The 21,700-nt window shown below is 72.1% G+C and carries 21 protein-coding genes; 9 read left to right on the top strand and 12 right to left on the bottom strand.

Translation table 11 applies throughout. The annotated features are described in order from the left end of the window. Positions 1 to 167 precede the first annotated feature (167 nt). Positions 168 to 887: an SDR family oxidoreductase gene (locus tag AC3ET4_RS17360; RefSeq protein ID WP_431950253.1), complete on the bottom strand. Its 720-nt coding sequence runs from the start codon at positions 885 to 887 to the stop codon at positions 168 to 170. A 119-nt stretch (positions 888 to 1,006) separates the two neighbouring features. Between AC3ET4_RS17360 and AC3ET4_RS17355 the strand changes: the two genes are divergently transcribed. The 4 genes from AC3ET4_RS17355 to AC3ET4_RS17340 all read left to right on the top strand — a co-directional run bounded on the left by AC3ET4_RS17355 (position 1,007) and on the right by AC3ET4_RS17340 (position 6,202). Continuing rightward, a complete protein-coding gene (locus tag AC3ET4_RS17355) occupies positions 1,007 to 1,555 on the top strand; it encodes a GNAT family N-acetyltransferase (RefSeq protein ID WP_431950251.1) in 549 nt (182 codons plus the stop codon). Between the two features lie 358 nt (positions 1,556 to 1,913). Next, a complete protein-coding gene (locus AC3ET4_RS17350) occupies positions 1,914 to 4,208 on the top strand; it encodes an FdhF/YdeP family oxidoreductase (RefSeq protein ID WP_431950250.1) in 2,295 nt (764 codons plus the stop codon). Further along, positions 4,196 to 5,035: a formate dehydrogenase accessory sulfurtransferase FdhD gene (fdhD, locus tag AC3ET4_RS17345; protein ID WP_431950248.1), complete on the top strand. Its 840-nt coding sequence runs from the start codon at positions 4,196 to 4,198 to the stop codon at positions 5,033 to 5,035. Before AC3ET4_RS17350 ends, fdhD begins: the two co-directional genes overlap by 13 nt. A gap of 249 nt (positions 5,036 to 5,284) precedes the next feature. Then, positions 5,285 to 6,202: a LysR family transcriptional regulator gene (locus AC3ET4_RS17340; RefSeq protein WP_431950246.1), complete on the top strand. Its 918-nt coding sequence runs from the start codon at positions 5,285 to 5,287 to the stop codon at positions 6,200 to 6,202. A gap of 76 nt (positions 6,203 to 6,278) precedes the next feature. Here the strand turns inward: AC3ET4_RS17340 and AC3ET4_RS17335 are convergent, their stop codons facing one another. The 7 genes from AC3ET4_RS17335 to AC3ET4_RS17305 form a co-directional block, all read right to left on the bottom strand. Then, positions 6,279 to 7,940: a glycoside hydrolase family 13 protein gene (locus AC3ET4_RS17335; RefSeq protein WP_431950244.1), complete on the bottom strand. Its 1,662-nt coding sequence runs from the start codon at positions 7,938 to 7,940 to the stop codon at positions 6,279 to 6,281. A gap of 10 nt (positions 7,941 to 7,950) precedes the next feature. Next, positions 7,951 to 9,147 carry a Gfo/Idh/MocA family protein gene (locus AC3ET4_RS17330; protein ID WP_431950242.1) on the bottom strand — a complete coding sequence of 399 codons (1,197 nt, stop codon included), beginning with the start codon at positions 9,145 to 9,147 and terminating at the stop codon, positions 7,951 to 7,953. After that, complete coding sequence (locus AC3ET4_RS17325; RefSeq protein WP_431950280.1) at positions 9,144 to 10,160, bottom strand: glycoside hydrolase family 130 protein; 1,017 nt, start codon at positions 10,158 to 10,160, stop codon at positions 9,144 to 9,146. The genes AC3ET4_RS17330 and AC3ET4_RS17325 overlap by 4 nt, the downstream gene beginning before the upstream one ends. A gap of 100 nt (positions 10,161 to 10,260) precedes the next feature. Then, entirely contained in the window at positions 10,261 to 11,154 is an 894-nt protein-coding gene (locus AC3ET4_RS17320) for a carbohydrate ABC transporter permease (protein ID WP_431950240.1), read from the bottom strand. Between the two features lies 1 nt (position 11,155). After that, the gene (locus AC3ET4_RS17315; protein WP_431950238.1) at positions 11,156 to 12,118 is read right to left on the bottom strand and encodes a carbohydrate ABC transporter permease; all 963 of its coding nucleotides are present in this window, start codon (positions 12,116 to 12,118) and stop codon (positions 11,156 to 11,158) included. A gap of 9 nt (positions 12,119 to 12,127) precedes the next feature. After that, positions 12,128 to 13,399, bottom strand: a complete 1,272-nt coding sequence (locus AC3ET4_RS17310; RefSeq protein WP_431950236.1) for an extracellular solute-binding protein — start codon at positions 13,397 to 13,399, stop codon at positions 12,128 to 12,130. Positions 13,400 to 13,524: 125 nt separating this feature from the next. Next, positions 13,525 to 14,556 (bottom strand): LacI family DNA-binding transcriptional regulator, encoded by a 1,032-nt coding sequence (locus tag AC3ET4_RS17305; protein WP_431950234.1) that lies wholly within the window; start codon positions 14,554 to 14,556, stop codon positions 13,525 to 13,527. A 433-nt stretch (positions 14,557 to 14,989) separates the two neighbouring features. On the opposite strand from AC3ET4_RS17305, the gene AC3ET4_RS17300 reads away from it, so the two are divergent. Then, complete coding sequence (locus AC3ET4_RS17300) at positions 14,990 to 15,133, top strand: hypothetical protein (RefSeq protein WP_431950232.1); 144 nt, start codon at positions 14,990 to 14,992, stop codon at positions 15,131 to 15,133. 290 nt (positions 15,134 to 15,423) lie between these two features. Continuing rightward, positions 15,424 to 16,632 carry an acyltransferase family protein gene (locus tag AC3ET4_RS17295; RefSeq protein WP_431950230.1) on the top strand — a complete coding sequence of 403 codons (1,209 nt, stop codon included), beginning with the start codon at positions 15,424 to 15,426 and terminating at the stop codon, positions 16,630 to 16,632. Positions 16,633 to 16,657: 25 nt separating this feature from the next. On the opposite strand, the gene AC3ET4_RS17290 is transcribed toward AC3ET4_RS17295, so the two are convergent. Together AC3ET4_RS17290 and AC3ET4_RS17285 are read right to left on the bottom strand one after the other, a co-directional pair. Further along, positions 16,658 to 17,461: a class I SAM-dependent methyltransferase gene (locus AC3ET4_RS17290; RefSeq protein WP_431950228.1), complete on the bottom strand. Its 804-nt coding sequence runs from the start codon at positions 17,459 to 17,461 to the stop codon at positions 16,658 to 16,660. A gap of 62 nt (positions 17,462 to 17,523) precedes the next feature. Then, the gene (locus AC3ET4_RS17285) at positions 17,524 to 18,279 is read right to left on the bottom strand and encodes an SDR family NAD(P)-dependent oxidoreductase (protein ID WP_431950226.1); all 756 of its coding nucleotides are present in this window, start codon (positions 18,277 to 18,279) and stop codon (positions 17,524 to 17,526) included. 92 nt (positions 18,280 to 18,371) lie between these two features. Between AC3ET4_RS17285 and AC3ET4_RS17280 the strand changes: the two genes are divergently transcribed. Then, complete coding sequence (locus tag AC3ET4_RS17280; protein ID WP_431950224.1) at positions 18,372 to 19,001, top strand: TetR/AcrR family transcriptional regulator; 630 nt, start codon at positions 18,372 to 18,374, stop codon at positions 18,999 to 19,001. Positions 19,002 to 19,204: 203 nt separating this feature from the next. Here AC3ET4_RS17280 and AC3ET4_RS17275 read toward each other — a convergent pair whose 3' ends face one another. Both AC3ET4_RS17275 and AC3ET4_RS17270 read right to left on the bottom strand, forming a co-directional pair. Beyond that, positions 19,205 to 19,417: a hypothetical protein gene (locus tag AC3ET4_RS17275; RefSeq protein WP_431950222.1), complete on the bottom strand. Its 213-nt coding sequence runs from the start codon at positions 19,415 to 19,417 to the stop codon at positions 19,205 to 19,207. 249 nt (positions 19,418 to 19,666) lie between these two features. Continuing rightward, positions 19,667 to 19,981, bottom strand: a complete 315-nt coding sequence (locus AC3ET4_RS17270) for a TraR/DksA C4-type zinc finger protein (protein WP_431950221.1) — start codon at positions 19,979 to 19,981, stop codon at positions 19,667 to 19,669. A gap of 363 nt (positions 19,982 to 20,344) precedes the next feature. Here AC3ET4_RS17270 and AC3ET4_RS17265 point away from each other — a divergent pair, with 363 nt between their 5' ends. Further along, positions 20,345 to 21,169: an LLM class F420-dependent oxidoreductase gene (locus AC3ET4_RS17265; protein ID WP_431950219.1), complete on the top strand. Its 825-nt coding sequence runs from the start codon at positions 20,345 to 20,347 to the stop codon at positions 21,167 to 21,169. A 30-nt stretch (positions 21,170 to 21,199) separates the two neighbouring features. Next, positions 21,200 to 21,628 (top strand): TIGR03668 family PPOX class F420-dependent oxidoreductase, encoded by a 429-nt coding sequence (locus tag AC3ET4_RS17260; protein WP_431950217.1) that lies wholly within the window; start codon positions 21,200 to 21,202, stop codon positions 21,626 to 21,628. Positions 21,629 to 21,700 lie beyond the last annotated feature (72 nt).

The following is a 21,700-nucleotide window of genomic DNA, read 5'->3' as shown; positions in this document are numbered from 1 at the left end:
GTCGCCGACGAGGCGACGCGGACTGGGCGGGCACCGGCCACGGCAGGCGGCCGCCCGGGGCGGCAGGTGCGGGCGGCCCGGGGCGCCGGCGGGCGCGCCGCGTACCGCCCGAGGTCAGCCGTGAAGCCCGGGGCGGCAGGTGGCGGGCGATCCGCGCCGCTGTCCGGTCAGTGGGCCTTCGGCGCGGGCAGGCCGGGGTAGAGCAGTTCCAGCCCGCCCGAAAGGGCGGCCCGCACGGCGCGGCTCCGGTCGTCGGCGATGACCTCGAGGGCCCGCTGTTCAATGCCGTCCAGGGCCAGGCTCGCCACCACTGCGGGGTCCACCTTGTCCTCGGGGGCGACATGGTCCGCCATGTCGGTGTCCATGAAGCCCACGTGCAGAGCGGTGACGTCGACTCCGGACGGGGCGAGCTCCTGCCGGGCGACGTTGGTCATCGCCCATGCCGCGGCCTTGGCCGCGCTGTAGCCGCCGTACGCCGGGCGGTGCACCCAGGAGAGGACCGACAGGACGTTGAGGACGGCTCCGCCGCCGTTAGCCGAGATCAGGGGCGCGAAGGCCCGCGTGACGCCCAGCGAGCCGAAGAAGTGCGTCTCCATCTCCAGGCGGATGTCGGCCATGCTCCCCTCGGTCAGGCCCACGTGGGTGCTGACACCCGCGTTGTTGATCAGGAGGGTGGCGTCGGAGGCGGTCCTGGCTGCCCTGGCGACGGACTCGGGGTCGGTGATGTCCATGTGGAGCGGCTCGACGCCCGGCAGGTCGACGTTCTCGGGGTTGCGGACGCCGGCGTAGACCTTGGCGGCGCCCCTCTCGAGCAGCTGGGTGGCGAGGTGGCGGCCGAGGCCGCGCCCCGCACCGGTCACTACGGCGACGGAGTCCTTGATGTCCATGGGGCGCTCTTTCTGCTGGTACGGGCAGGTTCCCTCAAATCTAGGCAGCTGAATTTCAATCCGCAACTCAGCTGGAAAACCGTTTGCCCGAGAGCCGTGGCTGCCGTTGGCTTGGCGGCGTGATCGAACTGCGTACCGAACGACTGCTCCTGCGCCGCTGGCGCGACCGCGACCTCGTTCCCTGGGCGGCGCTGAACGCCGACCCGGAGGTCCGCGAGCACCTGGGGGAGCCGCTGACCCGAAAGCAGAGCGACGCCTCCGTGGCCCGGTTCCTCGCCGAGTTCGACGAGCGCGGCTACGGCTGGTGGGCGGTGGAGATCAAGGCGAGCGGCGAGTTCGCCGGCTTCGCGGGCCTGGACCGAGTAGACGACGGCCTGCCCTTCACGGGAGTGGAGATCGGCTGGCGCCTAGCCCGCGCCGCCTGGGGAAAGGGCTACGCCACCGAGGCCGCGCGAGCGGTCCTCGGCTTCGGCTTCGGCGCCCTGGGACTCCCCGAGATCCTCGCCGTGACCACGGCCGGGAACCTCCGTTCCCAGGCCGTCATGCGCCGCATCGGCATGACCCGCGACCCGGCCGACGACTTCGACGACCCCTTCGCCCCCGAAGGGCCGCTGCGTCCCAATGTGCTGTACCGGATCTCCGCGGACACCCCGGTCTCGGCATCCTGACGCGGCCGCCGGAGGCGGCGCGGAACCCGCGGGCGACTGAATTCGCGTGCGCGGTGTGGCAGACGTCCCGGGGCATATCCGGATGGCGCACATGGTGTGCATCGTTCTGTGTGCCCGCATTTTCCGCCGCTTTCCCCGGCACGTGAACAGCCCGCTGGACCAGGGGGATCGCTCCACCGTCTCCCGCCTTCCGATGGCGCGGACGCCCCTTCTCGCAGAGGCCGATCCTTCATTGGCGCCGCCTATCAAGCGAAAGGAACGGCCTCTTTGACGGGCGGGTAAAGCGGGTCTAGCTTTCCCTGGAATCGGTATTCGCTGCGGTTTCCGCAGGGTCGGGAGCCGGGAAGGCAGGGCACGCATGAGCGCCGCGGAAGACCCAACGGACGAGCACCTGGAGATCACCCCGCCCAAGACCTGGGCGACCGGTGTCCCCGCGGTCAGGCACGCGCTCCAGTACTCGCTGAGCCAGACCTCGCCCCGCCGGACGATGCTGACCCTGCTCAACATCAACCAGGCCAAGGGCATCGACTGCCCCGGCTGCGCCTGGCCCGAGGAGGCGCCGGGCAAGCGGCACATGAACGAGTACTGCGAGAACGGCGCCAAGCACATCAACGACGAGGCCACCTCGCACCGTGTGCGGCGCGAGTTCTTCGAGCAGTACACGATCGACGAACTGGGCCGTAAGTCCGACTACTGGCTCAACCAGCAGGGCCGACTGACCGAACCCATGGTCAAGCGGCCGGGCTCGGCGCACTACGAGCCCATCACCTGGGACGATGTCATCGCCCTGATGGCCGAGGAGCTGCGGGGCCTGGACTCCCCGGACGAGGCCCTCTTCTACACCTCCGGACGGGTGGGCAACGAGGCCGCCTTCCTCCTCCAGCTCTTCGCCCGTGCCTACGGCACCAACAACCTGCCCGACTGCAGCAACATGTGCCACGAGTCCAGCGGCGCCGCGATGAACGAGACGCTCGGCGTCGGCAAGGGCACCGTCAGCCTGGACGACATATACGAGGCCGACCTGATCTTCGTCGTGGGTCAGAACCCCGGCACCAACCACCCGCGCATGCTGTCCGCGCTGGAGGAGACCAAGCGGCGCGGCGGAAGCGTCGTCGCCGTCAACACCCTCCCCGAGGCCGGGCTGATGCGGTTCAAGCACCCGCAGAAAGCGCGCGGCATCATCGGGCGCGGCACGGTCATCGCCGACCAGTTCCTGCACATCCGCGCGGGCGGCGACCTGGCCCTCTTCCAGGCGCTGAACCTGCTGCTCCTCGAGGCCGAGGACGCCGCTCCCGGCACGGTCCTGGACCACGACTTCATCCGGGAGCACAGCACCGGCTTCCAGGAGTTCGCCGAGCACGCGCGCAAGACGTCGTGGGACGACGTGCTGACGGCCACCGGCCTGACGCGCGAGGAGATCGAGCAGGTCCACGAGCGCGTCCTGGCGGCCAAGAGCGTCATCGTCTGCTGGGCCATGGGTGTCACGCAGCAGAAGCACGGTGTGCCGACCATCCGGGAGATCGTCAACTTCCTGATGCTGCGCGGCAACCTGGGCAGGCCCGGCGCCGGTGCGTGCCCGGTGCGCGGCCACAGCAACGTGCAGGGCGACCGCACCATGGGCATCTGGGAGAAGGTGCCGCAGAGCTTCCTCGACTCCCTGGAGCGGGAGTTCGGCTTCACACCCCCCGCCAAGCACGGCCTCGACTCCGTCGACGCCATCCGTGCCATGCGCGACGGCGAGGCGAAGTTCTTCCTCGGGGTGGCGGGCAACTTCATCCGGGCGACCCCCGACAGCGAGGTCACGGAGCGGGCGATGCGCCGCTGCCGGCTGACGGCGCACATCTCCACGAAGCTCAACCGCTCGCACACCGTGTGCGGTGATACCGCGCTGATCCTGCCGACCCTGGGCCGCAGCGACCGCGACGTCCAGGCGAGCGGCGAGCAGTTCGTGACCGTCGAGGACTCCATGAGCATGGTGCACGCCTCCTGGGGCAAGTTGCCGCCGGCCTCCCCCGACCTGCTGAGCGAGGTGGCGATCATCTCCCGGCTGGCCCAGGCCACCCTCGGCGGCACCCCGGCGATCGACTGGCAGGAGTTCGAGGCCGACTACGGCACCATCCGGGACCGGATCTCCAGGGTCGTTCCGGGCTTCGAGGACTTCAACCGGCGCGTCGCCGAGCCGGGCGGCTTCCGGCTGCCGAACCCGGTGAACGAGATGACCTTCCGGACGCCGAGCGGCAAGGCAGTCTTCACCCGCAACGACTTCGAGGCGCCGCAGGCGCCGAAGGGCCACCTCATCCTGCAGTCCCTGCGGTCCCACGACCAGTGGAACACCATCCCGTACGCCATGGACGACCGCTACCGCGGCATCCGGGGCGGCCGCCGGGTCGTCATGGTCAACCCCGAGGACATCGAGGAGCTGGGGCTCACCGGGACGCAGACGGTGGACCTGGTGAGCGTCTGGACCGACGGCAGCGAGCGCCGGGCCGAGTCCTTCCGCCTGGTGCCCTACCCCACCTCCCGCGGGTCGGCCGCCGCGTACTACCCCGAGACCAACGTCCTGGTCCCGCTGGACAGCGTCGCGGACATCAGCAACTGCCCCACCTCGAAGGGCGTCGTCGTGCGACTGGAGGCGGCGGCATGGGCCGGGTGACGGCGCGGCGGCGGGTGCTGCGGATCAGGGACGGGGTCCCCGGGCACCGCTCGGACACGCTGGCCGCCGAGGAGCCGATGGAGATCCGCGTCGGCGGCCGCGCGCTGACGGTCACGATGCGCACCCCGGGCAGCGACTTCGACCTCGCGGTGGGCTTCCTCGTCAGCGAGGGCGTCATCCACGGTCCGGACGACGTGCTGGGCATCCGCTACTGCGCCGGCGCCACAGCGGACGGAGGCAACACCTACAACGTCGTCGACGTCGCCCTGGCGCCCAAGGTGGCCCTCCCGGACGTCTCCTTGGAGCGCAACTTCTACACCACCTCCTCCTGCGGCCTGTGCGGCAAGGCGAGCCTGGACGCGGTGCGGACCACGCAGCACTGGAGCGTGGCCGAGGACGACGCGCAGATCGACTCCGAGGTGCTCTTCACCCTCCCCGACCGGCTGCGGGCGGCGCAGCGGGTCTTCGACAGCACGGGCGGGCTGCACGCGGCCGCGCTGTTCACGACGGACGGCGAGATGCTGTGCCTGCGTGAGGACGTGGGCCGCCACAACGCCGTCGACAAGGTGGTCGGCCACGCCCTGCAGGAGGGGCTGCTGCCGCTGCGGGGCACCGTGCTCATGGTCAGCGGGCGGGCGTCCTTCGAACTCGTGCAGAAGGCGGCCATGGCGGGCATCCCGGTGCTGGCCGCGGTGTCCGCGCCGTCCTCCCTCGCCGTGGACCTGGCGGCCGAGACGGGGATGACCCTGGTGGGCTTCCTGCGCGGCCGCTCGGCGAACGTGTACACCGGAGCCGAGCGCTTGCGGGTGGCCCAGCCCGTGGCCTGACGCGGCGCCGTGGTGGGCGTGCTTCCCCCGGATGCGGGCGGAGGCACGCCCACCGCGATGCGACGCGCACAGCGTCACCGCAACCTCGACTGGCCCCGAAGGGCACGCGCCGGTTCACTGGGAACCGAGCGCTCCGGGCACTTCGCGCAGGCGGGCGCCGTCGGCTCGCCGGGAGCGACTTGGTATACAGCTCGGAACCCGGGAACCGGTCCGCGCGTCTCCCGGGTGGATCCTGAGAGGTGCTCATCCGTGCTCTTCCGGCAGCTCGAATACCTGGTGGCCCTGGCGCAGGAGGGGCATTTCGCCCGTGCCGCGCAGAGCTGCGGGGTGTCCCAGCCCTCGTTGTCCGAGGGCATCCGCAAGTTGGAGGAGGAGATGCGGGTCCCGCTGATCCAGCGGGGCCGGCGGTACGACGGCCTGACCGCCGAGGGCGAGCGTGTCGTGGTGTGGGCGCGGCAGATCCTCGCCGACCGGGAAGCCCTGGAGGGCGAGGTCGCCGCCATGCGCACCGGACTGAGCGGCCGCGTCCGCATCGGCGCCGTGCCCAGCGCCGCCACCGCGGTGCCACGTCTGGTCGACCCGCTGTGCGCGCGGCACCCACTGCTCACCGTGCGCGTGGAGAACGACCTGACGTCGAGCGACATCCTCACCATGCTGCGGGACTTCACCCTCGACGCAGCCGTCACGTACCTGGACGACGAGGTGCGCGCCGCCTTTCGTACCGTGCCGCTCTACCGGGAGAAGTACGCGCTGCTCACCGACGCCGCGTGGGCCCCCTCCGGCGGCGCCACGGCGTCCTGGGCGGAGGCGGCGGCCCTGCCGCTGTGCCTGCTCACCCCGACCATGCGCGGTCGGCGCACCATGGACGCCCTCTTCGCCGCGGCCGGGGCGGAACCGGTGGCGAGGGTGGAGACCGACTCGTTCGCCTCACTGATCGCGCACGTCGTGCCCGGGCGCTGGGCCGGGATCGCCCCCCTGGCCTGGATCCATGCCCTGGGTGTGCCGCCGGGGGTGCGGGCCGTCCCGATGGCGGAGCCCGCCCGGCCCGCCGAGATAGGGCTGGTCGCCTTTCGCCGGGATCCGGAGTCCGTGACGGTGCAGGCGCTGGTCACCACCGCGCAGCACGCCGACCTCAAGCCGCTGGAGTCGCTTCCCCGGATGACGTGAGACCGGTGGGCGCGGGCGCCGCGCCCACCGGGGTCCCACGGGGCACGTCCCCGCGTGCCCCCGTGGGACCGGCGGCTCAGGACGCGGTCGCGGCCGCGTTCCCCGTGGTGCGGAGCCACACGGTGGTGTCCGCGGGCACCGAGCGCCCGTCGAGCGGGGCACTGGCCAGCAGCACCTCGTCGCCTTCCGCGAGGGACACCGGCTCCGGACCGAAGGCGGTCAGGCACCGCAGCCCGGGCGCGCGGTCGAAGGCGAACCAGCTGCCGTCCGCGGGTCCCTCCACGACCGGGGTCGTGTCCGCCGGGACGGGCGTCTCGTGCCGCAGCCGCAGCCGCAGCGCGGAGCGGTACAGGGCGAGCATGGACGCGGGGTCGTCCTCCTGGGCGCTGACGGTGAGGTCCGCCCAGTCGCCGGGCTGCGGGAACCAGCACGCCTCCGGGACGGCGGTGCTGAATCCGTACGGCGCCGCCGCGCCCTCCCAGGGCAGCGGCACCCGGCAGCCGTCGCGCCCGCGCTCGCGGTGGCCGGAACGCTCCCAGAGCGGATCGCGCAGCCGGTCGTCCGGCACGTGGGCCTGCGGCAGTCCCAGTTCCTCGCCCTGGTAGACGTAGGCGGCGCCGGGCAGCGCGAGCATGAGCAGCGCGGCGGCCCGGGCACGGCGCCGGCCGCGCGACCCGCCGCCGTACCGGGTGACCGGACGGACCGCGTCGTGGCTGGACAGGACCCAGGTGACGGGCGCTCCGACGGCGCGCATCGACGCGACCGACCGCTCGATGACTGCGCGCATCTCCGTGCCGTCCCAAGGGGACTCGAGGAACGCGAAGTTGAAGGCCTGCTGCATCTCGCCGGGGCTGACGTACCGGGCCAGCCGGGACGGCTCGAAGACGGCGGCCTCGGCCACCATCACGCGCTGACCCGGCGGGACCGCGCCGGGCGGGGCCGGATGGGTGTCCAGGAGCCGGCGCCAGGAGCGGAACAGCGGGTGCAGCTCCTCCTGGTCGTGGTAAGGCATCAGGTGGTTGCGCAGGATGTCCCGGTGCTGCCCGGGCCCGGCGTCGGGGAGGCCGGGGGCCTTGAAGAGGGTGTGGGCCACGTCGATGCGGAAGCCGTCGACGCCGCGGTCCAGCCAGTGCCGCAGGATCCGCTCGAAGTCCGCGACGACCTCCGGGTTCCGCCAGTCGAGGTCCGGCTGCTCGGGCGCGTGCAGATGCAGATACCACTCGCCGGAGCCGCCGTCCGGCGCCGGGACGCGGGTCCACGCCGGGCCGCCGAAGGCCGACTCCCAGTCGTTCGGTGGGAGTTCCCCGTCCGTCCCGCGTCCGGGGCGGAAGAGGTAGCGGTTCCTGGCCGCGCTGCCCGGGCCGGCCGCGAGGGCCTCCCGGAACCAGGGGTGGGCGTCGGAGGTGTGGTTGGGCACGAGGTCGATCAGGACCCGCAGGCCCAGGCCGTGGGCGCGCTCGACGAAGGCGTCGAAGTCGGCTTCGGTGCCGAGGTCGGCGGCGACGGCGGTGTGGTCGGCGATGTCGTAGCCGCCGTCCGCGAGCGGCGACGGGTAGAACGGGGTGATCCACACCGCGTCCGCGCCCAGCCGGGCCACATGCTCCAGGCGGGCGGCGGCGCCGGCGAGGTCGCCGACGCCGTCCCCGTCACCGTCGGCGAACGCGCGCGGATGGATCTCGTAGCAGACGGCGTCCCGCCACCAGGGCGCGGCCCGCTCCGGACCGGTGGTGCTGCTCACGATGGGCTCCTCATGCTCCCGACCGCCCGGTGGGGACGGGCAGGGTCCGGCCGGTCTCCGCGGAACGGGTGGCGGCCTCGGCCACCGCGACCGCGGTCCGCCCGGACCGCGCGTCGGCCACCGGGGTGCCGCCCTCGGTCGCGCAGCGCAGCAGGTCGGTGAAGGCGGCGCGCACGCTCTCGGCGTACACGTGCTGCTTGCGCGCCTCACCGCCCAGGTCGACCACGCAGGTCACCCGGTGCGGGACGGCGCGTTCGACACCGCGTCCGCGGGCCGGGGCCGCCGGGCCCGCTTCCCGTTCCACCGTGACGGTGATCCGCTCCCCTCCGTGCGGCCGCAGCCCCGGTACGGCCAGCAGTCCTTCGGCGCGCGCCGGCAGTTCCTCCCAGCGGCGGGCGCCCTGCTCGTCCGTCCAGGCCGTGACCGTCGCATGGGTGGGGATCCAGCCGGTGACCCTGGCCTCGGCGAAGCCGTAGTCCAGGCGCATCAGCTGCCGTTCGGCGCGGTGGGCGTGGGTGAAGGAGTGGGTGTGGGTGGCGACGGCGCCGCCGGGGTGGACGGCGGTGGCCACGACGATGTCGACCGGGCCGCCGTCACGGTGGACGGCCGTGCCGTGCACCTCGACGGGCTCGCTGCCCATCAGGGCGCGGGCGGCGTCGAAGAAGTGCACGCCGTGCTCGACGTGGATGCCCCCGCTGCGGGCGGGGTCCCAGAACCAGTGGCCGGGGCCCAGATCCTCGTCGGCGGCGTCGTTCTCGAAGGCGAAGCGCACGAGTGGGTCCAGCAACTCCTCCTCGTGCAGCCGCTGGAGCATCCGCAGGACGGGGTTGTAGCGCAGGACGTGGTCGACGACGAGCACCCCGGGGGAGCGTTCGGCCTCCGCCTCCACCCGCAGGGCGTCCTCCAGCGTCACGGCCAGCGGCTTCTCGCAGAAGACATGCCTGCCGGCGCGCAGGGCGCCGACGGCGAGTTCCGCGTGCGTGGCCGGGGGAGTGGCGATCGCCACGACATCCACCCCGGGCAGGCCGGCCAGCTCGGCCGCGTCGGCGGCGACGGCGGCGCCGTGCCGCCGCGCGAGGGCGGCGGCACGGTCACCGTCGGGGTCGGCGCACGCCACGACGCGTATGCCGGGCAGGTCGGCCACGGCGTCCAGCAGGTAGGCGCCGAACGCCCCGCAGCCGGCCAGGCCGAGTCCGAGCGGCGTCACTCGGCACGGTCCAGGCGGGCGACGCCGATGTGCGCGTCGGCCATGCCGTAGAAGACGTAGCGGACGCCGTCGATCTCCTCGATCGCGGTCGGGAAGACGACGTTGGGCACGGTGCCGGAACGCTCCTCCTCCGTCTCCGGCTCCATCAGCGGCTCGTCGGTGCGGGCCAGGATCCGGGCGGGGTCCTGCGGGTCCAGGATCATCGCGCCCGCCGCGTAGCTGACCTTCTGCTGCTGGGCGAAGGGGTCGTCGATCGAGCCGGACACACCGTGGTGGATGAGCAGCCAGCCCTCCTCGACGCGGATCGGGGCCGGGCCCGCGCCGATCTTGAGCTCCTCCCAGGGGTGCTCGGACAGCGCCACCAGGCGGTGGTTCCGGGGCCGGACGAGGGCGCTCAGGTCCTGCTCGACCTCGGCGACGGGGACGTAGGAGATCCATATGCCGGGGCGCTCGTCGGTCACGCCGGCCGGCAGGTGCACGCCCTCGCCGGGGCGGAACCAGCCCAGGTCCCACATCGGGCGGTGCAGCATGGCGAAGCAGGGCTCGCCGTCCGGGCCCGGGACGGGCTCCGGGAAGTGCACCACGTCCTTGTTCGGGAAGAGGTTGAGGTCGGTGTCGAGGTCGGCCTGGTAGGCGAACTGGACCGGTCCCAGGCGCTCCCAGGTGACCAGGTCCTTGGAGACGGCCAGCGCCGGCTTGGGGCCGAGCGGGCCGTAGGCGACGTACGACATGACGTGCAGCCCGAGGGCCTCGATCCACGTCGTGCGCGGGTCCTCCACACCGGCGTTGTTCTTGCCGCGCTCCCAGCCGGCGTCGGGGGCGAGGACGACGCCGCGGCGCTCGACGCCGGTGGGCACGCCGTCCTCGATCACGACCTCGGCGAGGCCCACTCGGGAGACGTTGCCCTCCGCGACGAGGCGGGGCAGCAGGTGAAGGGTGCCGTCCGGGGTACGGCCCGAGGCGGGGTTGAGTACGCCCTCGGCCTCGTCGGCCTCGCCGGCCAGCGGGGACATCACGACGCCGACGCGGGTCAGGCGGTAGGGCACGGAGCTGGTGGAGCCGGTCGTACGGGTGGAGCTGGCGGAGCCGGTGGTGCGGTCGTTCACGGGAGGTTCAGCCCTTCGTGGCGGAATCGATGTCGGTGGAGGTGAAGCGGCTCTGGAACACGAGGTACAGGGCCACCGCGGGCGCGGCCAGCACACAGGCGCCTGCGAGGATGGCGCCGAACGGGTTGGCGGCGGAGGAGGAGACGGTGCTGATGTAGTTGGCCAGGGACACGGCCAGCGGCTGCATGTCGTGCTCCTTGGTCACCAGGAACGGCCACAGGAACTCGTTCCAGGGGCCGGTGAAGCTCAGCAGCACCACGGAGGCGAGTGCCGGCTTGCACAACGGGATGGCGATCCGGAAGAGGATCTGCAGCTCGTTCGCGCCGTCGATGCGCGCGGCCTCGAACATCGCCTGCGGCAGCTGCAGGAAGAACTGCCGGAAGATGAAGACCGCGCTGGTGTTGATGGCGAACGGAAGGATGATCCCGATGTAGGAGTCGGCCAGTCCGTAGTCGCGCACGATCAGCACGTACAGCGGGATCATCAGCAGCTGGAACGGGATGACCTGCACCAGCAGCACCAGGGCGAAGGTGGAGCCCTTGCCGCGGAAGTGGAGCCGCGCCAGGGCGTACCCCGCCAGCAGTCCGAAGACCGTGGTGCAGACGATGACACCGCCGGTGAAGATGCCGGAGTTGATCAGGGAACGGCCGAGCGAGATGGCCGAGTTGATCTCCGCGTAGTTGTGCAGAGAGAGGTTCCCCGGTCGCGGAAAGGCGCCGGCCGGGCTGCTGTCGGGTTCGCGCTGCAGCGAGCCGATGAGCATGTAGTAGAAGGGGAAGAGGAAGGCGAAGGCGCCGGCGAGCAGTGCCAGCCGCGACAGGATCCGGCGGGCCCGAGAGTGCGCGTGCGGACGGTGGTGCGCGGCGCGGCGCATGGGCGAGGAGGCGTGTGCGTCAGCCATGTCAGTCCCTCTCCAGCACGCGGCGGTAGACGAGGGAGATCGTGGTGATGAGCACGACCAGGATCACGCCGATCGCCGCGGCCTCGTCCGGGTGGCCCTGCTGCAGGCCGCGCTGGTACATCAGCAGCACCGGTGAGGTGGTGGCGCCGTCCGGTCCGCCGCCGCTGGTCAGCAGATAGGGCTCGGTGAACAGGTTCGCCCCGGTCACCGTCGCCAGGACCAGCACGAGCAGGGTGGCGGTGCGCACCGCCGGAACGGTGATCGACCAGAACATCCGCACCTTGCCCGCGCCGTCGAGCGCGGCCGACTCGTAGAGCTCGCCGGGCACGTTCTGAAGCGCCGACAGGTAGAGCACGATGAAGAAGCCGAGCTGCTTCCAGGCGACGAACACCGCGATGGTCGGCATCGCCAGGTGCGAGTTGACCAGCCACGACGGGTCGGGGGCGAGCGGTCCGAGGGCCTTGTTGACCAGGCCGTTGGAGTTGAACAGGAACAGCCACACGCCGACGACCGCAACGCTCGCCGTGATGTACGGGACGTAGTAGGCGGTGCGGAAGAACGTCCGCCCGCGCAGCTTGGAGTTCAGGGCGGTGGCGAGCACGAGGGACGCCGCCACCGTCAGCGGCACATTGATGACGAGGAAGACGGCGATGTTGCCGAAGGACCGCCACACGTCCGGATCGGTGAGGACGGAGGTGTAGTTGGCCAGCCCCACGAAGGGGCGGTCCACCTGGGCGCCCGGCGCGGCGAAGAAGTAGTCGTGGAAGGAGATCCACACCGCGAAGCCGAGCGGGTACAGGAAGATGGCCGCCAGGTAGATCAGGTACGGGGAGACGAAGGCGAGCCCGATCGGCTGCCGGCCCGCGAAGCGCAGCCGGCGCGGCCGTGGCTCGCGGCCGGCCCGGGGGCGGGCCCCGCCCCGGGCCGGCCCGGCGCGAAGGGCGTCATGGTGTGTGGAGGACATCGGCCCGACTCACTGCTTCGCCAGGCCGTCGACCTTGCCCGCCGCCTCGCGGAAGGCGCTCGCCACATCGCCCTTCCCGAAGATCACGGATTTGGTGTAGGCGTCGCGGAACGTCTGCCAGATCTCGACGGAATTCGGCACGTTCGGGGCCTCGACGGTGCGGTCGGCCTGCTCGGCGAAGGTCTTGTAGTCCGGGTGCGAGGCGAAGTAGCCGGGGTACGCGGCCGGCAGGTCCTGGCGCATCGGCATCTGGCCGGTGGCCTCCAGCAGCTTGCCGTCCTGCTCCTTGCTGGTGGCGAACTTCAGTACGTCCCAGGCCGTTCCCTTGTTCTTGCACGCGGTGAACATGCCGATGGACTTCTCGTCGCTGAAGGTGCCCTTCGCCTCGGCGCCGGTCGCTGTCGGCACCGGCACGGCACCCCACTTGACCTTGTCGCCGTAGACGGAGACGGCCCACGGGCCGACGATCGCCATGGCGGACTTGCCGTCGGCGAAGGCATCGCCGTTGTACTGCTCGTTGGGGGCCAGGCGGTTCGCGTACATCGTCTTCCAGAACTCGGCGGCCTTGATCCCGTCGGGCGAGGCGAACTGGGCCTTGCCGTCCTCGACGAGCTGCTTGCCGGTCTGGGCGGCGAAGAGCGGGTAGAAGTCGAACCAGGACTGGTAGAACTCGGAGGTGGGCGCGGGCCAGATGGCGGCGTGCACCCCGCTCTTGACCAGGGCGCGCGAGGTGGCGAGGAAGTCCTCGTACGTCGCGAGTTTCGGGCGCTCGGGGTCGAGCCCGGCCTTCTTGAACAGGTCCTTGTTGTAGAAGATCATGACGGGGTTGCTCTTCCAGGGCATCTGGTAGTACTTGCCGCCAGGGGACGCGTACTGGGAGAGCCGCTCGCCCGTCCGCTCCTGCAGGTACTTCTGCGCACCGGGGAAGTCGTCCAGGGCCACCAGGCCGCCCTGCTTCTGGAAGCCGGGCACGGCCGCGGGGGCGGTGTTGAGGATCAGGCAGGGGGCGTTGCCGGCCGTGATGGCGGCGCCTATGACCTCCTCGGAGCTCTTGCCCGCGGGGATCTCCTGCGCCTTCACCTTCTCGTCGGGGTGGGCGGCGTTCCAGGACGCGACCATGCTCTTGCCCCAGGCGACCTCCTGGGCGTTGTTCGAGTACCAGACCGTGATGGGGCCGCGGGCGTCGTCGCCGGAGGCGGAGTCCGACCCGCCGCTGCCGCACGCCGCGAGCGGCACGGTCAGGGCGACGGCGGAAAGAACGGTCAGGAGGGTTTTCTTCATTGCGGTGGCTCCGTGTGCTCAAAAGGTGGGAAGAGGCCGTCGTGAGGCGTCGTCCTGCCTCGGTGACGGCCCTCCGGGAAGCGGAGAACGTCGAGGGCGCGAGAAGCGCGCGTTCGGGGTGGTGGTCAGGAGTAGCGGGTCGCGGTGGGGGCCGGGCCCGTGGAGCCGCGCACCATGAGCGAGGCCGGGTCCAGTTCCACATGGGCGGTGGTGCCCTGCTCGATCGTCTCGATCAGGACGCGTGTGGCGGCCCGGCCCCAGCTGGCGGCGTCGGCACGGCAGGTGGTGAGCGAGGGCCGGGTCCAGGAGGCCAGGGGCACGTCGTCGAAGCCGACCACCGACAGATCGGCGGGCAGCCGGAGTCCCGCCTCCTGCGCCACGGCCATGCCCGCGGTGGCGGAGAGGTCGTTGGCGTACACGATGGCCGTGGGCCGGTCGCCCCTCGTGATCAGCGCCTGCGTCGCCAGCGCGCCGCCCTCGGCGGTGAAGCCGCCCGGCAGCACCGGGCCCTGGGGCAGCCCCGCCTCCGCGAGCGCGTCACGCCAGGCGCCGAGGCGCCGTTGGGCGTGCAGGTATTCCTCGGGGCCGGCGACGTAGGCGATGTGGCGGTGGCCGAGCTCCACGAGGTGATGTACGGCGCCCGCGACCACCGGACGGTCGTCCAGGTTGACCGTGGCGATGCCCTCGACGCTGTCGTCGGCGCCCACGGCCACGCCTGGCAGTCCCAGTTCCCGCAGGAGCGCCGGGCGCGGGTCGTCCACCCGCAGGTCGGTGAGGAACACCCCGTCCACGCGCTGGTCGTCCACCAGGCGGCGGTAGGTGTCCATTTCGTTGCGCGGGCTCGTCACGTGGAGCATCAGGCCGTCGCCGGACTCGGAGATGACCGACTCGATGCCCGCCATGAAAGCAGGGAAGAAGGGGTCGGTGCCGATCAGGTCGGGCTCGCGGGTCAGGACGAGACCGACGGCCCGGGCCCTTCCGGTCGACAGCGCGCGAGCGCTGCGGCTCGGCGTCCAGCCGAGCTTCTCGGCCGCCGCGCGCACCCGTTGCTGGGTCGCGGCGGCCACGCCGGGGCGGTCGTTGAGGACGAAGGAGACCGTCGCCCGGGACACACCCGCCAGCTGGGCGACATCGGCGATCGTGGGGCGTCGTGCCATGCGAACTCTCCGTGTACGGCGGCGGAAGGGGGCTGCATCCGCAGCCGCAGGTTCCGTCGACCGGCGTGCCCCGCGGGGCACGCCGTCCGGCGGCACCTTTGGCGCCGGAGGCAGCACGTTCTTGCACTCGCATACCGGGGCAACCCGCGCGAAGGGATGGCTTCACCTCGCGTTTGAACCGGTTTAAACGAGCGATGTGAGGAACCCTGAACCTCAGGGGGCGCAGTGTCAAGGGGTCACTTTCGATTGCGGAGCTTTATATGCCAAATATTGGGATAAGTCCGCAATGTCGAGCTGCCTCGCCGTCACCACTCGAGGCACGGTCCGTGACGTCGCGTCACCGTCCATACGCGGGTGCGGTGCGCCGCGGCCTGCTGCTACCGTCTGTCAAACCCCCCGCCCACGGCGGACGGAGCGAGCGACGGAACCGGATGTGTTTCCCGACACGGTCCTGCGCACCGAGCGGCTCCGCCTGCGCCCGGTCACCCCGGACGACGCCCATGACACCTCGGCGAGCTGCGCGAACCCCGACACCGCGGCCGTGCACGCCGACCCGGGCAACCCGTTCCGTCCCTGACCGGGGCCCGCTCCGGGCACGTCACACGCAGCAGGCCCCCGCCGCGCCTTTGCGGCAGGGGCCCGACTCATGGCGATGAGGGCCCCAGCGGGGAGTAGCGGAGCCCTCCGACTGCACCGTCCAGCATGGTCGCCCCGGAGAGGGTCCGCACGTCAGGTGGGCCGGACAGGTGAGGCCCTCAGGGCGTGTAGCAGAAGTCGATCTCCGGAGTGAGCGGAGTCCGTCGCGGGGGTGGCGTGCGGCGGCCGCCTTTCCAACACTGGTGACGTACAGGCGACGGGGGGACGCACATGGCGAAGCGCGCGGAACGGGCGCAGGCACCGCTACCGGATCGGCGGCCGGAGCTGGACGCGATCCGGATGCTGGTCGTGGTCGGGCTGGTCTTCTTCCACTCGGCGCTCGTGTTCGCTGCCGACGACGACTTCTACGTCAAGAACTCCGAGACCACCGAAGCCATCATGATCATCGCCGGGTTCGGGGTCGTGTGGGCCATGCCGCTGCTGTTCCTCATCTCCGGCCTCGGTGCCCGGCACTCGCTTCAGCGCCGCGGTGCGGGCGGCTTCGCCAGGGAGCGGCTGCTGCGGCTCGGCGTTCCACTGGTCTTCGCGACCCTCGCGCTGAACCCGCTGCCGCAGTGGCTGCGGCTGCGCTCGGCCGACGCCGGCTACCACGAGTCGTACCTCGGCTTCCTGCCCCGCTTCTACGACGTGCACCTGGAGCCCGAGGAGTTTCCCTTCGTCGTCCAGGGCGAGCACTTCGAGACCGGCCATCTCTGGTTCGTCGTGCTCCTCTTGGCGTTCTCCCTCATACTGGTGCCGTTCCACGGGTGGCTGCCGCACGAGCGCGTCCGCCGCATCGGCGACCGGGTGGCGGAAGCGACCCTGCACCGGCGGGGCCTGGTCTTCCTCCCGGCCTTCGCCTTCGCGGCGATCTGTGCCCTCGCGCAGCTGGAGGAGCAGTACGCGGGCTGGCACCGCTGGTCGTACCTGCTTTTCTTCGTCGCCGGCTTCGCGCTGGCCGGCGACGACCGCTTCCGCACCGCGATGCGGCGCGACGCCGGGACCGCGGCCTGGCTCGGCGCCCTGCTGTTCGCGGCGGCCGGCCCCAGCTTCGCCCTGGCCGACGAGCCCTTCACGGAGATGACCGCCCTGGCCACCACCTCACGGGCGCTGTTCGGTGCGGCCGGGTGGTGCCTGGTGATCGCCATCCCGGGACTCCTCGACCGCCGGCGCCTTGAGCAACCGCGGGCGGAGCCGAACCCGGCCCCGACGACGCGGCGGCTCGTCTACGGCTATCTCGCCGCAGCCGTGCTGCCGTTGTACGTGCTGCACCAGCCGATCGTGGTCGCCGTCGCGTACTTCGTGGTCGGCTGGTCCGCGCCCATCGTGGTCGAGTACGCCGTGCTCGTGGTGATCGCCCTCATCCTCACCCTCACCGCGTACGAGCTACTGGTCCGCCGCACGCGGGCGACCCGCTTCCTCTTCGGCATGCGACCGTAGGCCGTGTCGTCGCGTGCGCCGTCGGTCAGCTGATGCCCTGGTGCGGGGACCGGCCCCAGGCCATGAGCATGCCGGGGGACAGGTCGGCGCAGTCCGGGGAGTCCAGGTAGCGCACGGCCTCGTCGATGAGGGCGTCGTCGACGAGGCCGGTGGCGGTCATGGCCGGCCGCGCCCGGTCCCACGTCCGCGCCCAGAAGCGGCTGATCGCACTGCCCGGCAGCAGTGGTGGCACATGGATCTCCGCCGCCACCGAGCGGAGCCCGGCCTCCTTGAGCAGCCCGGGGTAGCGGGGTGTCCGGGAGACGTCGGTGCCGATGGTGTCGCGCAACCCCCGCCACATCGCCCGCATGGCCAGCGTGTACGGCGTGTCGGGGGCGTCGGCGGTCGTCAGGTCCACGGCGTCGCCGATCACGAGGACGCCACCGGGGGCGAGCAGGCGGCTGAGCGAGGCGATCATCCGCTCCGGCGACGGCAGGTGCATCAGCACGAAGCGGGAGTGCACGAGGTCGAACCGCTCCGGCTCGAAGTCCCCTGCGGTGACATCCGACTGACGTATGGTCAGCCCGGGGGTCGGACGCGACGACAGGAAACGCACGTCCCGGTCGACGGCGAGCACTTCGCGCACCCCGGCCTCGCGGAGCAGTCCGCGCGCCACCGTGCCCGTGCCCGCGCCGACGTCCAGGCAGCGCCAGCCGGGACCGGCCCCGAGCTGCCGCAGTCGCGTGAGGGTGACGTCGTCGTACACGGCGGCGGCAAGGTCGACGCGGTCGTCCTCGCCCGCGTCCCCCGGGCGGAAAAAGCGCTCACCATAGCGACCGGCGCCGGTCATGCCCCCCATTGTGACAACCGGCGCCCGCTGCCACACATCGGCCGGCGTCCGGGCGCCGGCGGCTACACCGCGGTGTAGCCGCCGTCGACGGTGAGCGTGGCGCCGTGGATGTGCGACGCCTCGTCGCTCGCCAGGAACACGACGGCCGCGGCGACCTCGGCCGGGGCGCCGGCGCGGCGCGCGGGTATGCGCGAGATGACCGGGGTCAGGTGCTCGGCCATCGCCGCCACCTTGTCGGTGAGGGTGGGGCCGGGGGCCACGGTGTTCACCCGGACCCCGTGCGGCCCGTACTCCGCCGCCCAGGACGCGGTCAGTGAGTGCACGGCCGCCTTGGTCATGCTGTAGAGCGCCGAATGGGCCATGCCCCGCATGCCGTTGATCGAGCCCAGGTTGATCACGGCGCCGTGGCCGCGCTCCGCCATGGGCGGCGCCAGGAGGCCGGTGAGCAGGAACACCGACCGTACGCTCACCGCCAGCGCCTGGTCGAAGGTCTCCTGCGGGACCTGGGCGGTGGGGGCGGGCGCGAGCAGGAGGGCCGCGTTGTTGACGAGAACGTCGATGCGTCCGCCCGCCGCCGCGAGTGCGTCGGTGGCGAAGCGCCCGATCGCGTCGGCACCGCCCGACAGGTCGGCGCCGACGAACGCGGCGGAGCCGCCGTCCTTCCCGATACGTGCCACCACGTCGGCACCGCGCGTCTCGTCTCGTCCGCTGACGACGACGAACGCGCCCTCTGCTGCCAGGGCCGCCGCGATGGCCGCGCCGAGGCCGGTGGTGGATCCGGTGACCAGGGCCGTACGCCCGGTGAGTCGCTGGGTCATGTTCCGCGCCTTTCTCCGTGAAACCGGCTGGGAACGGCCAAGGTGCCACCCAAAAAATGGACCAGCAAGTCCAAAGATGCCACCATGGGCACATGGCACCACGACTCACGGCCAAGGGCGCCGCCACCCGGCAGCGCATCGTCGAAGGAGCCGCGCAGGAGATCCGCGAGCGCGGCGCGATGGAGGCCACCCTCGACGACATCCGCGCCCGTACGTCCACCAGCAAGAGCCAGCTGTTCCACTACTTCCCAGGCGGCAAGGAGGAACTGCTGCTCGCCGTCGCCCGGCACGAAGCCGACCGGGTCCTCTCCGACCAGCAACCGCACCTCGGCGCGCTCACTTCCTGGCAGGCCTGGTACGCCTGGCGGGACGCGGTCGTCGACCGCTACCGGCGGCAGGGGCAGCAGTGCCCGCTCGGCTCGCTCGTCTCGCGGCTGAGCCCCGCGACGCCCGGCGCCCAGGCCGTCACCCAGGAACTTCTCGCCACCTGGCAGGCCCAGATCACCAGCGGCATCCGAGCCATGCAGGAGCAACGGGAGATCTCGCCGGAACTGGACGCCGACCGCGCCGCCGCCGCCCTGCTCGCGGGCATCCAGGGCGGCGTCTCGATCCTGATGTCGACGGGCTCGCTCACCCACCTGGAGGCCGCCCTCGACCTGGGCATCGAACGTCTCCTTGCCGCGCCTCGCCGACCACCTGCACCCGAAGTGCCCGAAGGCTGAGGTTGCTTGGTGCCGCTCACGGCACCTCTGCCGGAGTGGGGCCCCGGATGGTGAGGTCGCCATCCTGCGACGTAGCTCCTGGTCCCAGCAGGCGTCCGTGGACGTCTCCACGGACCAGGAGCGCACCTGGACGACCGCCTGGGAGGCGTATCCCTCGGCGATCGACTCAGCGGCCCGACGAAGAACACCGTCGACCTGAGCGCCTACGCGGGGCAGCCCGACGTACGGGTGAGGTCCCCCTTCGTCGGGACCGCCGTCGGGACGGCTGCGGTCGGCGGGGGTGGCCGCATGGCTCGCTGCCCGGAGGCGGCCGTGACATCGGCACCCACGATCCCCACGCTGGTGTTGTCGTCGGTCACCTGACCGGTGACGAGGCCGCCCGCGACCTTCACCGCCTTCCAGTCGGCGACCTGCACGTCGTCGAGCTCCCAGTCATTGGCGTCCGCGAGCTGGCGCGGACCTCTTCCCGGGCCGCAGCCCGGTCGTCTGGCGGATGCTGTGCGGCGGTCGGCACGGCGGCGGTGACCTGCCGCAACTGCTCCCTCCGGAAGAGGCGTTGCTCGTGCAGGCTCGCGCGGAGTGCGGCGAGGTCCCCGGCGCTCAGGTGCGAGGCTCGCTCCTCGGCCCGGTTGTTCACCTCGTTCACCTTCTCCGGCCGGGCGAGGTCATGCGGCGCGGCGTCCGCAGGGCACGCAGCAGCGCGCGTATGGGAGGATCTCCAGGCGCTCGACCGGTATGACCGCGCCGCAGCCGGGGCACACTCCGTAACTGCCCTCCTCGAGGCGCCTGAACGCGGCCTCGATCTCCTCGAGCACCCGCTTGACGGTCTCCTTCTGCACGACCAGGACGTGGTCGTCCGCCGCCCAGCCGCCCTTCGCGGCGGCCTGGAGTTCGGCGAGTCGGGTGTCGCGTTCGCGCTCGAGGCGCAGACGGGCCTCGTCGGCGGTCATACGGCCGGGCCGGGTGGTGTCGGGGGACATGGCGGGCTCCTTCCTGGAAGGCGGACGCGCGGGAGGCCGGCGCCGAGGGCGGCGACGGCCGGGAGCAGACGCGGGTACGCCTCCCATGCTCGCCGAGCGTGCGAAGCCCGCACATAGGCGGTGACACCCATCTCCCTTATGGCGACCCGCCGATGCGCCCGAGGATGGCCTGATGGACCGTCCGGAGACGGGCTGCGCGTGCTCTTTCGCCCGCGTGTCGTGCGGCGGCCCACTGGGCGGGCGCCGCACGGCCGGGGTCACCGGCGCGATGCTCCTCCCGGGTGGTCGTGTGCCGCACGGCCACCGGGGAGGGGTAGGGAGCACAGCGGGGTACCCCTTCGCCACCGCACCCACGGAGCCAGCGTGAACATCGGGATCTCGACCTTCATCACCGACCAGGGCATCCGTCCCGCCCCGCTCGGCACCGCCCTGGAGGAACGGGCGTTCGACTCGCTGTTCATCGCCGAGCACAGCCACATCCCGGTGCGCCGCGAGAGCCCCTGCCCCGGGGGCGGCGAGCTGCCGGAGAAGTACTGCCGCACTCTTGACCCGTTCGTCGCCCTCTCCGTGATCGCCGCCGTCACCCGGCGCCTGCTGCTGGGCACCGGGATCGCGCTCGTGCCGCAGCGCGATCCCATCCACACCGCCAAGGAGGTGGCCTCCCTCGATCTGGTCTCCGACGGTCGCGCCGTCTTCGGGGTCGGCGTCGGCTGGAACCGCGAGGAGATGCGGAACCATGGCGCGGACCCCGCCACGCGCGGCCGGCTCGCCGATGAACGCCTGCGGGCGATCCGCGAGCTGTGGACCGAGGACGAGGCCGAGTTCCACGGCCGGTTCGTCGACTTCGATCCCGTCTTCTGCTGGCCGAAACCGGTGCGGCGGCCGCACCCGCCGATCTACGTCGGCGGCGGCAAGCGCGCGTTCCACCGGGTCGCCGAACTCGGCGACGCCTGGCTCGCCAACAGCGACGCTCCGGAGGACCTCGGCCCGCGCATGGAGCACCTGCGCGAGGTCGCCGGCCGTGATGTGCCGGTGACCGTGTTCGGGGTCCGCGGCGGCCCGGAGCAGCTGGAGGCCTATCAGCGGCTCGGCGTCGAACGAGTGCTGCTCGACCTGCCGACGCTGCCCGAGCGGGAGACTCTGGAGCACCTGGACGGCCTGGCAGCGCTCGCCGACCGGTTCCGCTGACCGGCCGGCAACGGGTGAGGAGGTCCTTCCATGCCGGCCCTGACGGGCGGTCAGGCGCGCGAGCGCTTCGCCGCGGCCCGCGTCGCTCGCCTGGCCACCGCCGACGCGACCGGAACGCCGCATCTGGTGCCGGTGGCCTTCGCCGTGGACGGCGACACGGTGGCGCTGGCCGTCGACCACAAACCCAAACGGACCGCGCACCTGAAACGCCTGGCCAACATCGAAGCCAACCCCGCGGTGTGCCTGCTCGCCGACCACTACGACGAGGACTGGGACCTGCTGTGGTGGGCCCGCGCCGACGGCACGGCCCGTGTGCTCCCGCCGGCCGGCGCATCCCCCGCGGCCGCCCGCTGCGTCGCTCTGCTGACCGCCAAATACGGTCAGTACACCGGCCGTCCTCCCGCGGGGCCGGTGATCGAGATCTCCGTACGGCGCTGGAGCGGTTGGCGGGCCGCGTGAGCCCGCCGTGCGGCGACGGGGGCCGTGCGGCTCCCGGTGCCTGGGGCGTGGGGGGACGGAACGGCTCTGCCC

It is taken from the genome of Actinacidiphila sp. bgisy167 (assembly GCF_057707665.1).
This window is presented reverse-complemented; position numbering and strand designations above follow the sequence as displayed.

Excerpts from the sequence above, each read along its gene's own strand:
- AC3ET4_RS17360 (WP_431950253.1), bottom strand. The coding sequence starts at position 887 with ATGGACATCAAGGACTCCGTCGCCGTAGTGACCGGTGCGGGGCGCGGC.
- AC3ET4_RS17350 (WP_431950250.1), top strand. The coding sequence starts at position 1,914 with ATGAGCGCCGCGGAAGACCCAACGGACGAGCACCTGGAGATCACCCCG.
- fdhD (WP_431950248.1), top strand. The coding sequence starts at position 4,196 with ATGGGCCGGGTGACGGCGCGGCGGCGGGTGCTGCGGATCAGGGACGGG.
- AC3ET4_RS17325 (WP_431950280.1), bottom strand. The coding sequence starts at position 10,160 with ATGTCCCCGCTGGCCGGCGAGGCCGACGAGGCCGAGGGCGTACTCAAC.
- AC3ET4_RS17320 (WP_431950240.1), bottom strand. The coding sequence starts at position 11,154 with ATGGCTGACGCACACGCCTCCTCGCCCATGCGCCGCGCCGCGCACCAC.
- AC3ET4_RS17315 (WP_431950238.1), bottom strand. The coding sequence starts at position 12,118 with ATGTCCTCCACACACCATGACGCCCTTCGCGCCGGGCCGGCCCGGGGC.
- AC3ET4_RS17310 (WP_431950236.1), bottom strand. The coding sequence starts at position 13,399 with ATGAAGAAAACCCTCCTGACCGTTCTTTCCGCCGTCGCCCTGACCGTG.
- AC3ET4_RS17305 (WP_431950234.1), bottom strand. The coding sequence starts at position 14,556 with ATGGCACGACGCCCCACGATCGCCGATGTCGCCCAGCTGGCGGGTGTG.
- AC3ET4_RS17295 (WP_431950230.1), top strand. The coding sequence starts at position 15,424 with ATGGCGAAGCGCGCGGAACGGGCGCAGGCACCGCTACCGGATCGGCGG.
- AC3ET4_RS17290 (WP_431950228.1), bottom strand. The coding sequence starts at position 17,461 with ATGACCGGCGCCGGTCGCTATGGTGAGCGCTTTTTCCGCCCGGGGGAC.
- AC3ET4_RS17285 (WP_431950226.1), bottom strand. The coding sequence starts at position 18,279 with ATGACCCAGCGACTCACCGGGCGTACGGCCCTGGTCACCGGATCCACC.
- AC3ET4_RS17280 (WP_431950224.1), top strand. The coding sequence starts at position 18,372 with ATGGCACCACGACTCACGGCCAAGGGCGCCGCCACCCGGCAGCGCATC.
- AC3ET4_RS17270 (WP_431950221.1), bottom strand. The coding sequence starts at position 19,981 with ATGTCCCCCGACACCACCCGGCCCGGCCGTATGACCGCCGACGAGGCC.
- AC3ET4_RS17260 (WP_431950217.1), top strand. The coding sequence starts at position 21,200 with ATGCCGGCCCTGACGGGCGGTCAGGCGCGCGAGCGCTTCGCCGCGGCC.